This is a genomic window from Sphingomonas sp. PvP055, assembly GCF_040546365.1.
In the GTDB taxonomy this organism is placed as follows: Bacteria; Pseudomonadota; Alphaproteobacteria; order Sphingomonadales; family Sphingomonadaceae; genus Sphingomonas; species Sphingomonas echinoides_A.
Window position 1 is genome coordinate 2828816 of sequence record NZ_JBEPNS010000001.1, and the last position, 13838, is coordinate 2842653.

The 13838-nt window shown below is 64.6% G+C and carries 11 protein-coding genes, 1 tRNA gene and 1 pseudogene; 8 read left to right on the forward strand and 5 right to left on the reverse strand.

The genetic code is table 11. The annotated features are described in order from the left end of the window. Position 1 precedes the first annotated feature (1 nt). Both ABIC16_RS13370 and ABIC16_RS13375 read right to left on the reverse strand, forming a co-directional pair. A complete protein-coding gene (locus ABIC16_RS13370) occupies positions 2 to 562 on the reverse strand; it encodes a carboxymuconolactone decarboxylase family protein (protein ID WP_354291475.1) in 561 nt (186 codons plus the stop codon). After that, positions 559 to 1878 carry a cation:dicarboxylate symporter family transporter gene (locus tag ABIC16_RS13375; RefSeq protein ID WP_502958314.1) on the reverse strand — a complete coding sequence of 440 codons (1320 nt, stop codon included), beginning with the start codon at positions 1876 to 1878 and terminating at the stop codon, positions 559 to 561. Before ABIC16_RS13375 ends, ABIC16_RS13370 begins: the two co-directional genes overlap by 4 nt. A 323-nt stretch (positions 1879 to 2201) precedes the next feature. On the opposite strand from ABIC16_RS13375, the pseudogene ABIC16_RS13380 reads away from it, so the two are divergent. From ABIC16_RS13380 to ABIC16_RS13400, 5 genes and pseudogenes are all read left to right on the forward strand, one after another. Further along, positions 2202 to 2768 (forward strand): annotated as a pseudogene (locus ABIC16_RS13380) (TonB-dependent receptor plug domain-containing protein); the annotation flags it as partial. 1456 nt (positions 2769 to 4224) lie between these two features. Continuing rightward, positions 4225 to 5094, forward strand: a complete 870-nt coding sequence (locus tag ABIC16_RS13385; RefSeq protein WP_354292327.1) for a TonB-dependent receptor domain-containing protein — start codon at positions 4225 to 4227, stop codon at positions 5092 to 5094. Between the two features lie 21 nt (positions 5095 to 5115). Beyond that, complete coding sequence (locus ABIC16_RS13390; protein ID WP_354291477.1) at positions 5116 to 6978, forward strand: CocE/NonD family hydrolase; 1863 nt, start codon at positions 5116 to 5118, stop codon at positions 6976 to 6978. Continuing rightward, positions 6975 to 7739 (forward strand): substrate-binding domain-containing protein, encoded by a 765-nt coding sequence (locus tag ABIC16_RS13395; protein WP_354291478.1) that lies wholly within the window; start codon positions 6975 to 6977, stop codon positions 7737 to 7739. Before ABIC16_RS13390 ends, ABIC16_RS13395 begins: the two co-directional genes overlap by 4 nt. Before the next feature lie 68 nt (positions 7740 to 7807). Continuing rightward, positions 7808 to 8734 carry a LysR family transcriptional regulator gene (locus tag ABIC16_RS13400; RefSeq protein WP_354291479.1) on the forward strand — a complete coding sequence of 309 codons (927 nt, stop codon included), beginning with the start codon at positions 7808 to 7810 and terminating at the stop codon, positions 8732 to 8734. Between the two features lie 83 nt (positions 8735 to 8817). On the opposite strand, the gene ABIC16_RS13405 is transcribed toward ABIC16_RS13400, so the two are convergent. Beyond that, the gene (locus ABIC16_RS13405; RefSeq protein WP_354292328.1) at positions 8818 to 9831 is read right to left on the reverse strand and encodes a zinc-dependent alcohol dehydrogenase family protein; all 1014 of its coding nucleotides are present in this window, start codon (positions 9829 to 9831) and stop codon (positions 8818 to 8820) included. A 35-nt stretch (positions 9832 to 9866) separates the two neighbouring features. Then, complete coding sequence (locus ABIC16_RS13410; RefSeq protein ID WP_354291480.1) at positions 9867 to 11069, reverse strand: MFS transporter; 1203 nt, start codon at positions 11067 to 11069, stop codon at positions 9867 to 9869. A 105-nt stretch (positions 11070 to 11174) separates the two neighbouring features. On the opposite strand from ABIC16_RS13410, the gene ABIC16_RS13415 reads away from it, so the two are divergent. From ABIC16_RS13415 to ABIC16_RS13425, 3 genes are all read left to right on the forward strand, one after another. Next, complete coding sequence (locus ABIC16_RS13415) at positions 11175 to 11783, forward strand: TetR/AcrR family transcriptional regulator (RefSeq protein WP_354291481.1); 609 nt, start codon at positions 11175 to 11177, stop codon at positions 11781 to 11783. After that, positions 11780 to 12664: a hypothetical protein gene (locus ABIC16_RS13420; RefSeq protein ID WP_277968432.1), complete on the forward strand. Its 885-nt coding sequence runs from the start codon at positions 11780 to 11782 to the stop codon at positions 12662 to 12664. Before ABIC16_RS13415 ends, ABIC16_RS13420 begins: the two co-directional genes overlap by 4 nt. A 34-nt stretch (positions 12665 to 12698) precedes the next feature. Continuing rightward, a tRNA-Thr gene (locus tag ABIC16_RS13425) sits at positions 12699 to 12774 on the forward strand. A gap of 274 nt (positions 12775 to 13048) precedes the next feature. On the opposite strand, the gene ABIC16_RS13430 is transcribed toward ABIC16_RS13425, so the two are convergent. Beyond that, a complete protein-coding gene (locus ABIC16_RS13430) occupies positions 13049 to 13825 on the reverse strand; it encodes an SDR family oxidoreductase (protein WP_354291482.1) in 777 nt (258 codons plus the stop codon). Between the last annotated feature and the right edge of the window lie 13 nt (positions 13826 to 13838).

The following is a 13838-nucleotide window of genomic DNA, read 5'->3' on the forward strand; positions in this document are numbered from 1 at the left end:
TTCAGGCGAGGGTCGTGGGAAGTTCAGGGGCGACGCCGGCGGGGGGCGGCACATCGAACACTTTGATGGTCATGGAAATCAGCGTGTAATATCCGGCGATCCCGACCAGATCGACGAGCATGGTTTCCCCCAGCGTCGCGGCGAGCGCCTGGTAGAGTTCGTCCGGAATGCCGCGTTCGGCATGCAGCGTGCGGACGAAGCGATGGACGAGGCGCTCGTCCTCGCTCTCGAACGGCGGATCGCGTCCGTCGCGGATCGCATCGATCACCGCTTCGCTCAGCCCGGCTTCCAGCGCGAACGGCTTGTGCGCGGCCCACTCGTACTCGGCGAGCCAGTGCCGCCCCATCGACAGGATCACCAGCTCGGACAGGCGCGCCGGGACGCTGCTGTCATAGCGGCAATATTGCCCCAACGCCTGCGCGGCCTGCGCCAGTTCGGGCCGGTGCAGCCAGATCGCGAGCGGCCCCCGCACGCCCTTGCGCGGGCCGGTGGCGATGGCATCGAACACGGGGCGCTGCGCATCGGTCAGCGTCTCGGGGGTAACGGGCGGAAGGCGGTTCATGCGGGACCTTTGGTTGGACTAGGGAGTGTTGAAGGGGTGGCGCGCGCGATCGGCACGGCAGGGCCGCGCACCCAGCTGCGACCCGGCTGCTGCCCGGTCTCGCGGGCAAAGGCATCGGGATCGAACCCGCCTTCCCAGCGCGCGATGAAGAACACCGCGATCGTATTGCCGACGATGTTGGTGAGCGCGGTGGCGGTCGCCATGATCCGGTCGATCCCGAACAACAGGCCCAGCCCACCCAGCGGGAGCGATCGCACCGATTGCAACGTCGCCGCCAGCTTGATGAACGCCCCGCCTGCAACGGTCGTGCCGCCCTTGGACGTCAGCGCCAGGATCGCGAGCAACCCTATCTGTTGCCACAGCGAGAACGCCGTATCGGTCGCCTGCGCGATGAAGCCGATCGCGACCGCCATGTAGATCGAGGTGCCATCCAGATTGAAGCTATATCCGGCGGGAAGCACGAACCCGACGACGACATCATCGCAGCCACTGCGCTTCAATTTCTCGAGCAGCCGGGGAAAGGCGACTTCGCCCGATGCGGTGCCGAAAACCAGCAGCATTTCGTCGCTAATCAGGCGCAAAACCGCTAGAAACGGTAGGCCAATCGACCACGAAATGGTCCAAAACACGACAAAAACGAACACAAACGACGCAAGATAATAAACGCCGATCAGCTTGAGCAGATATAGGAGCGTTGCCCCGCCATAGCTACCCACCGCCGCCGCCATCGCGCCAAATGCGCCGAGCGGGGCGAGCTTCATCAAGAAGCCGAGCATCTTGAACAGGACCGCCTGCGCTTCCTCAATCCCGCGCACCGTCAACGAGTTAGGCCCGCACACCCGATTGATCGCGACCCCGGCGAGGATCGAAACGAGCAGAACCTGCAGGATATCGCCGGTGGCAAACGCCCCGACGAGCGTATTCGGAATGATATGCAGGAAGAAATCGGTAACGTTCACCTTCCCCGCCGCCACCGCCGCATCGGGCTCGACCAGATTGGTGGCATGCAAACCGACGCCGGGCTGCAGCAGATTGACCGCCACCAGTCCGACGACCATCGCCAGGGTGCTGACCACTTCGAAATATACCAGCGATTTGATGCCCATACGGCCAAGCGCGCGCATGTCGGAGACATGGGTCAACCCATGCACCAGGGTCAGGAAAATGATCGGGGCGAGCATCATCTTGAGAAGGGCGATAAAGGCCTGACCAAGCGGGCGAAAAGCAACCGCCCACTGCGGCGCAACAATCCCCAGCACGACCGCCGCAACCAGGGCGATCAATACTTGAACGTGCAGCTCTTTCAGGTGTTTCAAGACTGTCCTCTCCGACCGACACGCCAGTCTGCCGCAGGCTCTTGGCGGCTGCGTACAAGCGATCGGCCCTTCTCCACACAAGGCCTTGGCCTGGTCTGTCCGGAGGTCCTAGGCGGGATCGATATCTAGATCAAAAACCGTTTCGATATGCCATCCTATGCCGGCACGGCATAATAGATCGAGTTACCTCGGATTTTCGACCAATGCCGAAAATGGATGGTTAGCTATGTTGAAACGGTTTTTGATCTAGCTGTATCCACGGCCTACCCAGCCTTCAGAAGTGCCGCCCGAAGAGCGGCCTCGTTCATGGAGGGTATGTTTCGATGGGTCTGTCCGTCTCACAACGATCGCGCGCTAAGTCGTTCCGCCTGCTTGGTTGCAGCATCCTGGCTATCGCCTTCGCCGGATCAGCCGGCGCACAGACAGTCACCCCACCCTCGCTGAGCGCCCCCGAAGCCGCGCCCCCGCCCGCGCTCGACACGGTAAGCCAGGAACAGGCCGCCCCCGACGTCGGCGGCGGCGATATCGTCGTGACCGGATCGCGCGTTGTCCGCGACGGGTCGACCGCGCCAACGCCGGTGACCGTCGTCGGCGCGGAACAGCTCTCCGCCTCCTCCCCCACCACGATCGCGACTGCGCTCAACGAACTGCCATCGTTCGCGGGTTCGCAGAAGCCGCAATCGCAGGCGTCGACCACCAACAGCGGCGGGCAGAACTACCTCAGCCTGCGTAACCTCGGCCCATCGCGCACCCTCGTCCTGCTCGACGGACGCCGTTTCGTTCCGTCCGGCGGGTCGGGCACCACCGACGTCAACCTCCTTCCCCAGGCGCTGATCCAGCGTGTCGACGTCGTCACCGGCGGCGCATCGGCGGCTTATGGGTCGGACGCGGTCTCGGGCGTCGTCAACTTCGTGCTGGATACGCGCTTCACCGGGGTAAAGGGCAGCGTGCAGAGCGGCATTTCGCAGCGCGGCGACGCGCAGAGCTTGGCCGCATCCATCGCCTTCGGCACCGGCTTCTCCAGCGGTCGCGGCCATCTGATCGGGTCGGTCGAATATGCCAACGACAAGGGCATCCTCGCGTATGACACTGATCCGATTACGGATCGCGGTTGGAATGCGGTTCCGTATCAGGTCATTCCCAACCCCGGCGGCGCGCCGCGCTTCATCCGCATTCCCGATGCGCGGATTTCGGTCGCGAGCTGGGGTGGCCTCGTCACCTCCGGCCCGCTGCGCGGCTTGGATTTCGCGCGGGACGGTACGCCAACCCAATTCGGCTATGGCCAATATGCCAACACGCTAAGCCAGCGCATGTCGGGCGGCAACGGCCCCAACATCCTGCCGCGCGTCGGGCTGCTCGCGCCGCTCGAGCGGGTCGTCGGGTTCCTGCACTCCGATTATGACGTTACCAGCGATATCAATGTCTTCGCCGAACTTTCGCTGGCGCACACCCATTCGCGTTACGGCAGCCAATATCCCTATTTCCTCGGCAACGGCCTGACGATCCGGCGGGAAAATCCGTTCCTCCCGGATTCCGTCCGGGCACGGATGGTCACGGCGGGCGTGACGACGCTGCCGATCGGCTATTACGGTCGCGGCTTGGGCATCATCTCGCCGGAGAACACCAACAACACCTGGCGCACCGCCTTCGGTGCTAAGGGCAGCTTCGGCGGCAGCTGGAAATGGTCGGTCCATGGCGAGGGCGGCCAGACCACACAGATCTATCGCAGCCGCAACAACATCGTCCTCTCGAAATTCTATCAGGCGCTCGACGCCGTGCGGAATCCGGGCACGGGCGCGATCGTCTGCCGGTCGACCCTGACCAACCCGTCCGACGGTTGCGTGCCGCTTAACATCCTGGGCGAGGACAGCCCGTCCGCGGCAGCAAAAGCCTATGTCCACGGCGATCTTTACAACCGGTTGCGCCTGTCGCAGCGCGTCGCGGAAGCGCAGGTCACCGGCAACCTGTTCAACCTGCCGGGTGGCGCGGTCGCGGTCGCCGCAGGTGTCGGCTATCGCAAGGAAAAAGCGGTTGGCGTCTCGGACGACGTCGCGACCGGCAAGAACCCGATCACGGGTTTCACCGGCGGCTATTTCCTGACCAACACGCAGCCACTCAACGGCAGCTACGATACGAAGGAAGCGTTCGGCGAAGTCCTGTTGCCGTTCTTCAAGGATTCCGCGCTCGGCCACAGTCTGGAACTCAACGCGGCGGCCCGCTACACCGATTACAGCACCAGCGGCGGCGTCACCACGTGGAAGATCGGCGCAACCTACGAGCCGACCTCCGAAATCCCGGCTGCGTGCGGCACGCTCGCGCGACATTCGCGCCGCCAACATCATCGAGCTGTTCACCGGCCCGTCGCAGGGCTTCGCCACCGTCATCGATCCGGTCGTCGGCGGGATCAGCTACAACATCCAGCCGTTCGGCCTCGGCAATCCCAATTTGGCGCCCGAACGCGCCAATACCACGACGCTGGGCGTGGTCTTCCAGCCGGAATGGCTGCGCGGTGCAATGATCTCGGTCGATGCTTATGACATCAACATCTCGGGCGCGATCACGACGCTCACCGCGCAGGACACACTCACCCAGTGCCTCGCCGGATCGGCCGTCACCTGCGCGCTCATCACGCGCGATCCGACCTCCGGCCGGATCACCAACCTGCTCCAGCCGCGGCTCAACCTCGCCTCGCTGAAGACGCGCGGCCTCGACTTCGAGGCAGGCTATCGGACCCGGATCGGGACGGGCGACCTGTCGCTTCGCGTGCTGGCCAATTACGTCGACACGTTCATCTCGTCGACGGCGGGCGGCATTGCGATCGATCGTGCCGGCGACGTCGGAACCCCCACGGGCAACACGCCGAACTGGCGCGGGCAGTTCACCGGCATCTATTCGCAAGGCCCGTTCAGCCTCGTCGTCCAGGAACGCTATGTCGGCAGCGGCAAGTATAACGTCCTCTACACGTCGAAGGATCTTGCCGACGAGTTCAACAACATTCCGTCGCGGTTCTATACGAACCTCACGGCGCGGCTCCGCATCGACAATCGCGGGGGAAGCCGTGGGAGCAACAGCGAATTGTTCATGACCGTGAACAATCTGTTCGATCAGGCACCCCCGATCAACCCGAACAATACGATCAGTTCGACCAACACCAACCTCGACCTGTACGATGCCGTCGGGCGGACCTTCGTGGTCGGCTTCCGCTTCAAGTACTGATCGTCGCGAGGGATATCGACCATGAAGCACCATCACCTGTTCCTCTCCGCGGCGATCGCACTCGTCACCGCCCCGGTTGCGACCAGCGCGCAATCGACGGCTCCGGCGGCGCAGCAGCCGACGGACATCGCGGTCCGGGAAAAGGTGATGGTTCCGATGCGCGACGGCATCCGCATTGCCGTCGATCTCTACATGCCGGCGGGCGCGGCGGCGGGGCAGCGCTTCCCCGTCGTGCTGCAACGCTGGTCGTATGGCCGCAAGGCCAACAATACGGCGGCGACGGGCGAATGGTTCGCCCGCCACGGCTATGTCTTCGTCTCGTCCGACATGCGCGGGAACAATGATTCCGAGGGCGTCTATTACATGCACGACCCCGTCAACGATCCGCGCGACGGGCATGACATGGTCGAATGGCTCGCGACGCAACCCTGGTCCACCGGCGCAATCGGCACCTATGGTATCTCTTACGGCGGGCACACGCAGTTCAACACCGCGCTTGGCAAGCCGCCGCACTTGAAGGCGCAGTTCCTCATCAATGCGGTCACCGACTATCACGACGGTGGCGGCGCCTGGAGCCAGGGCGCGTGGCTGGGCGATCACAACCTTTCGCACACGCTCGGCGCGATCCTGACGATGCACGACAATGCCGACAAGCCGGCAGTGAAGGCGCAGGCAGAGGCGTTGCGCAAGGATTATGACCGGGTGCTGGCGCTTCCGGCCGCCGAGCAGGCGAAACTGCTCGCCTTCTCGCCCCCCGCCCAGCGCTGGTTCAGCGAGTGGCTCGCGCATCCCGACTATGATGCCTATTGGAAAGGCTACGGGATCAATCCCGATCGCTATCGCGACTATCCCGACATTCCGATGCTGTTTTACGGCAGCTGGTACGATCACATGCAGCGGCCGTTCCTGAAGGCGTATCTTGGGCTGAAAGCGGCGCACCGGTCGGAAACGCGCATGATTTCCGGCCCCTGGGATCATGGCCGCTCGGTATCGCGCAACGGCGACGCCGAATTCGGTCCGGACGGCGAAGGCCATCCGCTGGAAGCTGCCGATGCGTGGTTCCGGCAATATCTAAAGGGTGAGCAACCGACGACTCCGGCCTCCCCCGTCCGGTTATTTGTCATGGGCACCGGCGACGGCCACCGCACGGCGGAGGGCCTGATCTATCACGGCGGATACTGGCGCGACGAAGCCGCCTATCCGCTCGCACGCGCGAAACCGACGTCCTTCTATCTCCAGGGCAACGGCCTGCTCGGTTCGTCGCCCGCAACGTCCACGACCTCCACCGGGCTCATCGCCGATCCTGCGCATCCGGTTCCGACGATCTACACGCGGATCGGCGGGGCGTTCGATCAGCGGTGCAAGCCGACCTACAAGGGGTGTACCGACTCCCGACCGCTCAATGCGCGCGCCGACGTGAAGAGCTTCAGCACCGCGCCGCTGGATCGCGACGTCGAGGTAACCGGGCCGGTCAGCGTCACGCTGCATTTCCGCACCGACGTGAAAGACACTGATTTCGCGGTCAAACTCATCGACGAATATCCGGCCTCCGCCGCGTACCCCGATGGGGTCGCGCTGATCCTGTCCGATGCGCTGCGACGCGCACGCTACCGGGATACGCTCGACAAGGCCACGCTGCTCACGCCCGGCAAGACCTACACGATGACGATCGAGGTGCCGCCGACCAGCAACGTGTTCAAGAAGGGCCACCGCATCCGGCTCGACATCGCCGGCAGCAATTTCCCGAAGTTCGACGTCAATCCTAATACCGGCGAACCGATCCAGCATCACACCCGCCAGCAAGTCGCGCATTCGGCGATCCTGCACGATCCTGCGCACCCCTCGATGATCGTCCTGCCGATCGTACCGGCGGCACCGCGATGATCCGGGTGCTGGTGCCCGTGCTGGCCCTGGCCGGGATCGCCTTTCCCTCCAGTGCGATGGCAGGCGATGTCAAGGTCCACGCCTCCGGCGCGATCGCGGTCGCGCTGGATGCGCTGCGCGGCGACTATCAGACTCGCAGTGGCGACACGCTGGCGATCAAGATCGATCGCTCCGCTGATATCGGTCCTGCCGTGGCAGCCGGTGAGGCGACCGATGTCGTCATCGCCGAGGCGAAGGTGATCGACGGCCTCGTCGCGAGTGGTCACGCGCTTCCCGGCAGCGTCGTCCCGTTGGCCGCCTCGCCGATTTGCGTCGTCGTGCCCGCCAACCGTCCGGCACCGAAGATCGACACATCCGCCGAGGTCCGTCGTGCGCTGCTGGCGGCGCGGTCGGTCGGCTATTCGAACAGCCTTAGCGGGGACTATGTCACCCGCACGATGTTCCCCAAGCTGGGGATCACCCGGCAGATGGCCCGCGTCGCGCGGCAGGTCGGAATCGCCAAGGCGACCGTGGCGGGCGACGTGGACATCGCCTTTTCCCAATGCAGCGAGATGTTGCACATCCGCGGCCTGACCGTGGTCGGTCCGTTGCCGCCTGCCTTGCAGCATCGCTCCATCCTGACCGCCTTCGTCGGTGCCCGCGCGCCCAATCCCGAAGCGGGGGCCCGTTTGCTGCGCTACCTGACCTCGCCGGCCGCAGTTTTGCCGTTGCGAAACAGCGGACTGGTCCCTTTGTCCGCCCAGACGTCTCCCGCCCGCTGATCGACCCCGCAACCACCCCCGGCGCATTCGGTATGACGCCGCGCCCGAAAGGGCCTAAGTAACGTCTTATGGACATTCGCGAGCTGCGTACCTTTTCCACCGTCGCCTATACCGGCAGCTTCAGCAGAGCAGCCGAGAAGCTGCGCATTGCGCAACCCGCGCTCAGTCGGCACGTCGCCAAGCTGGAGGAGGAGCTCAAGGTCGCGCTGTTCGTCCGGCACGCGCGTGGCGTCGTCCTGACGCCTGCGGGCGCACGACTGCTGGATCGGGCGGAGATGATGCTCCACTATTTGAACGGCACGAGCGAATATGTGCGGGACGACGATCCGCAGGAACGCGGTCACCTCGCGGTCGGGCTGACCCCGGCGATCGGCCTGGCGGTTGGAGCGAACATGGTGCGGCGGTTCCGCGCGCGATGGCCCAAGGCGATGCTCCACGTTCGCGAAGGCCTGAGTACCTCGCTCCAGGCATGGTTGCTGGACGGCAGCGTGCAGGCGGCGGTCGTCTACAATCAGCCGCTGCTCGAAGCGTTCGAGGTCCGGCCATTGTTCAGCGAGCCGATGGTGCTGGTCGCGCCGCCCGGTGAACCGCCGCGCACGCTGCGGTTCGTCGACCTTGCCGATCTCCCCTTGATCCTCCCGGCCCTGCCCCACAGCAACCGCCGCCTGATCGAACAAATGGCGACCCAGAACGGCGTGCGGCTGCGGGTCATCATGGAAATCGACAGTGTTGCGCTAACTCGCCAGCTAGTGGCGGACGGCTTGGGCTATTCGATCACCGCGCAGCTCGCCATTCAGCCCGCAGTCGACGCAGGAATTGTGACGTCGCACCAGATCGAGCGTCCGTCGCTCCGGTCGCATGTCGGCGTCGCGACCCTGCGCGAACTGCGGGACAGTCCCCTGGCGGGGAGTTGGGTCGAGATCCTGACCGATGAACTCCGCACCCTCGCGCTGGATGGCGCCTGGAAGGGAAAGGCGATCTGGGGGGACGACTGACGGGATGCGGTCGGCGGACGGCGGTCGAGACCATCATGCCCCCATCCTGACCGTTCCCCGCCGTTCCGTTCCCGCCGTTCGATTCACAACGCGATCATTACCTTCCCAAGATGGTCCGCCGCCGCGAAATAGCGGACCGCTTCCGGCGCCTGATCGAACGCGAAGGTCCGGTCCACCACGGTCGTCATCCGGTGCGCGACCATCGCGTCGAGCAGATCGACGAACATCGCACGACTGCCGTTGGCGATCCCACGGATCGTCACGTTCTTCAGGATGAGCGACAGATAATCAGGGATGGCGGGCCCCTCGCCCGGTGAAACGCCGATGACGATGACCCGGCCGTTGGTTGCCGCCGCCGCGATGGAATGCCCCAGCGTATCGACGCCGCCCGTCTCGATCACGATGTCGGCTCCCTTGCCGTCGGTCTGCGCGATCACGTCGGCCGCCCAATCTGGCGACGTACGGTAGTTGACCGTCATGTCCGCACCCAGGCTCCGCGCCGTCTCGAGCTTTGCGTCTTGCGACGATGTAATGACGACCTTGGCACCATACGCTTTGGCGATCTTCAACGCGGCAAGCGACACACTGCCTGTGCCAAGGCACAGCACCGTGTCGCCGGCCTTGACCTTGCAAACCTCGACAAGCGCATTCCAAGCGGTCAGCCCGGCCGAGGCAAGCCCAGCGACGTCGGCGTCGGCGAGGGCGTCGGGCACCCGGATCAGCGCTGCGGCGGGCAAGAGGACACGCTCGGCCAGCCAGCCATGGTGCGTGATCCCGATGTCGTGCGCAAAGACGTCCGACCGAAACGTCCCGTCGTGCCACGTGGCGAAATGACCGCAGACGACGCGGTCGCCGACCGCGACTTCGGTGACGCCTGCGCCGACCGCCACGACTTCGCCAACCCCTTCGGACATCGGGATGCGGGTTTCCGACTGACGTGGCCCGTAGGTGCCGCGGAGGAGTTGGACGTCACGGCTGATCAGGCCGACGAGCCGCGGCGCGACCAGCGCTTCGCCAGGCCCCGCGACCGGCGTGGCGCGTGTCGTCGGAACGAGCCCGTCGATGCCGTTCTGGCTGCCAATCTGATAGGCTTTCATCAAAATGTTCTCCGGTATGGCGCGCGTTCCGCACATTAGGTGAAAGCCCTCGGACCGGGCTTGAAGGCGAACCGATCCGCGCTGAACGCAAGCACGAGCGCGACCAGCGTGAGCGCGAGAACGGCCCAGGCGAGCGATCCTGCGCCGGAACGCTCCAGGATCACGCCACCGACGATCCCGCCCGCGGCGATCGCACCGTTCCACACCGTGGTCAGCATCGCATTGGCAAGGTCGACGCCTTCGCCCGCAGCATCGGCCAAAGCGGTTTGAAGTTGCGTCGCCGCACCGCCGAACGACAGCCCCCACAGCAGCGTCGCGACGATCGTCGTTTCGGGTACGGCGGCGAACACCCCGAACGCCACCGCCACCGCCGCGAACACCGTCAGGCTGCCCAGCACGAGCGGCCGCAAGGCGCGGTCGATCAAGACCCCCGTGATCCAGATCCCCGCCAGCGCGGCAAGCCCGAACCCGAGCAGCAACAGGTCGAGCCGCTGCTGAATTCCAGCCAGCGCCGCGACCGGCGCGATATACGTATAGAGAATGTTGTGCGCGGTGATCCACGCGAACAGTGTGAGGAGGACCGTGCGAACCCCCGGCATCTGGAACACCCGCGCGATCGACAAGCGCTGCTCCGCCGGTTGTCCGGGGAAGTCCGGAACTTGCCACAGCACCCAGCCGATCAGCGTCACCGTCGTGACCGACATCAGCCAGAACGCCGCGCGCCAGCCCAGCGTGGTGCCCAGCATTGCACCCAACGGAACGCCGATCGACAGCGCGATCGGCGTCCCGACCATCGCGATCGCCAAAGCCTTACCGCGCAACTGCGGGACGACCATCCGCCGCGCATAGCCCGCGATGATCCCCCAACCGAGCCCTGCCGCGACACCGCCCATGAACCGCGCAAACAAGGTCAGCGCGTAGGAGGTCGAGACGGCGGTCACGCAATTGAAGATCAGGAAGCCGAAGATCGCGACGAGCAACGTCGGCTTGCGCCGCCACCCCTGCGTGTAAAGCGTCAGTGGAATCGCCGCGAGCACCGATCCGACCGCATAGACCGTGATCGTCTGCCCGGCGAGCGGCTCCGATACCGCCAACCCCGCAGCCATATGCGGCAGCAACCCGGCTGGCAGCGTCTCGGTGAGAATCGCGGTAAAGCCGGTCATCGCCAATGCCAGCAACGCGGAAATCGGGAGCGTCTCCCGCGCGCCGTCGCTGGTCTGACTTGATCTTGAATGCACGGCATACTCACTTCTGGATCGACTGGTCCAGTTCGTTCGACGACCCAGCGCGGCTTGTCAACGAATAATGGATCGCTTAGTCCACAAATCTGGAAACGGAGAGTTATGGCACGGAGCGGACGACCGCGCGGTTTCGACCGAAGCGCAGCGCTGGACAGCGCGATGCACTTGTTCTGGGAACACGGGTATGAAGGCGCGTCGCTGGCCGAGTTGCGGCACGCGATGGGCGACATTTCCTCGGCAAGTTTCTACGCGGCCTTCGGTTCGAAGGAAGCCTTGTTTCGCGAGACACTGACTCGCTATCTCGGCCTTCACGGTGGTGTCATCAGCGCGCTCGACGACGAACGTCTGCCGCCGCGTGCGCGGCTTGAACAGGCTCTTTTGGCGTCGGCTACGGTTCAGACTGGGGAAGCGCATCCAAAGGGATGCATGGTCACGCTTTCAGCAACGATTTGCTCCGATGCCAGCGCATCGATCAAAGCGCTGACGCATTCCGAACGCTGCGCCACGCGACAGGCGTTGCACCGATGCATCACTGCTGGCGTGCAGTCTGGCGATCTCGATCCAGCGACGGACGTTGCGGGTCTCGTCGCCTTGTACGATGGCCTGTTGCTCGGAATTGCAATCCAGGCTCGGGACGGCCTCGCGCCGAGCACGATCCGCTCCGGAATCGGATTTGCGTTGGCGGCGTGGTCTGGAAGTGTGAAACCGTGACGGCGCCTCCGCGACGCACGCTCACACCGCGTCACTTCACGCGCTTCGCCGCGATCGACTGGTCCGGAGCGAAGGGCCTGCGTCATCCCGGGATCGCGCTGGCAATTTGCGAAAGCGGTCCTGAAGCGCCGGTTCTGGTCGAGCCGCCGCGTGGCGTCTGGTCCAGGACCGACATCCTGCACTGGTTACACGAGCGCGCCGAAGACCCGTTGCTGGTGGGGTTCGATTTCAGCTTTTCCGCACCGTTCGTGGAACGGGGCGCGTATCTACCGGGGGAAACCGACGCCACGGATCCGCGCGCGCTATGGGCCTATGTCGATCGGCACAGCACCGATGCGGACCTGGGCGCAGCGTCCTTCCTGGAAGCGCGCCGGGGGCGGCATTTCTACCTCGGCGCGGCGGACGGTGTAAAAGCGCACTTTCTGCACTACCGGCGATGTGAAGCACATTTTAACGCCAACGGCGGCGGCAAGGCCTCGACCGTTTATGACGCGATCGGCGCGGCACAGGTGGCCAAGGCCAGTTTCGCCGGAATGCGGCTGCTCCACCATCTCGATCCGGCGATCCCGGTGTGGCCATTCGACCCCGCGCCGCAGCACGGGCCCTGCGTCGTGGAAATCTACACGACGATCGCCGCGCGCGCCGCCGGTCTCCGCAAGGGGTTGAGCAAGGTGCGCGACGCTGCCGCGCTCGACTCCGCGCTCGCCGCGATCGGCAGTGCGCCGCACCTGCCGATGCCACGCTACACCGATCACGCGACCGACGCGATCCTGACCGCGGCGTGGCTGCGCGCGAACGCCACCCGCGACGATTTGTGGAACCCGCCAGCAATGACGCGCACGATCGCGCGCACAGAGGGCTGGACCTTCGGCGTGTCTTGACGCATGGAATGCGCGCGAGGACGGCGTCCTCCGGGCCGGTTTAGCTCAGTTGGTAGAGCGCCAGTTTTGTAAACTGGATGTCGCGGGTTCGATTCCTGCAACCGGCACCATCCTCGTGGGCATGCGCAGTCGATTTGCCCCGTTGATGTAGAAAGATAACAGGGCACTCTGACCATTCCCCCACTCCCGCAGATCTCGACGTCTTATCGTGTGCCGATCTGAGGATGGTCGAACAGTAACGAGCACCTCCGCCTTGGCAAAGCATTGCCCAACTCTGTTGAAACCAGAACGCTGGAACATGGTCAGCGGCCTTCGAAGGTGGGAGGTTTGAACGGTTTTGCATCCCCCTCAGCCGATGGCTCTTACCGTCTGCGATCCCCGCGCTCAGGCCGCAATAAAGCCGCCGTTCACTGGGATCACCTGCCCCGATACGAAGCCGGATGCGTCGCTCAAAAGGAACACGGCGGTGCCGACTACGTCCGCCGGCAGTTGGGCACGGGGAATTGCGGCACGGTCGACATACAATTGTTTGCGCTCTTCCGGCACGTAGTCGGTTGCCTCCACCCGTACGAGGCCAGGCGCAATTGCATTCACCGTAACGCCAAACGGGCCGAGCTCGCGCGATAGCGAGCGGGTCATGGCCATCACGGCACCCTTGCTGCTCACATAGTGCAGCAGGTTAGGCGCCCCCCACAATGCCGTGTCCGACGCCAAATTGACCAGCCGGCCGCCCCTGCTGGATGCCTTGAGCAGCGGTGCGAAGGCCTTGGTCATCAGCCAGGTGCCACGTACGTTGATCGTCATCACGCGGTCCCACGTCTCGATGTCGATCTCGTCCAGACCTTTTCCCCCAATGCCGGTCGCCAACGCGGCATTGTTGAGCAGTCCGTCCAGGCAACCATAATCGCGCACGATGTCCGCGCCGAGTTGCTCGACCGATCCCGGGTCCGCAAGATCGACAGCATAACTCGCAACGTCCAGCCCCTCACCGCAGAGCCCCTGCGCCGTTTCCTGGGCCAGATTAGTACGGATGTCGGCGATGATCACCCGAGCCCCCGCCCGGCCGCACGCCTCGGCGAAGGCCGCACCCAGACCGCGCGCCGCGCCGCTGACCAGGACGGTACGTCCGGCCAAGTCGATGGTACCTTTAATGACGCTCATGGGATGGTGTCCG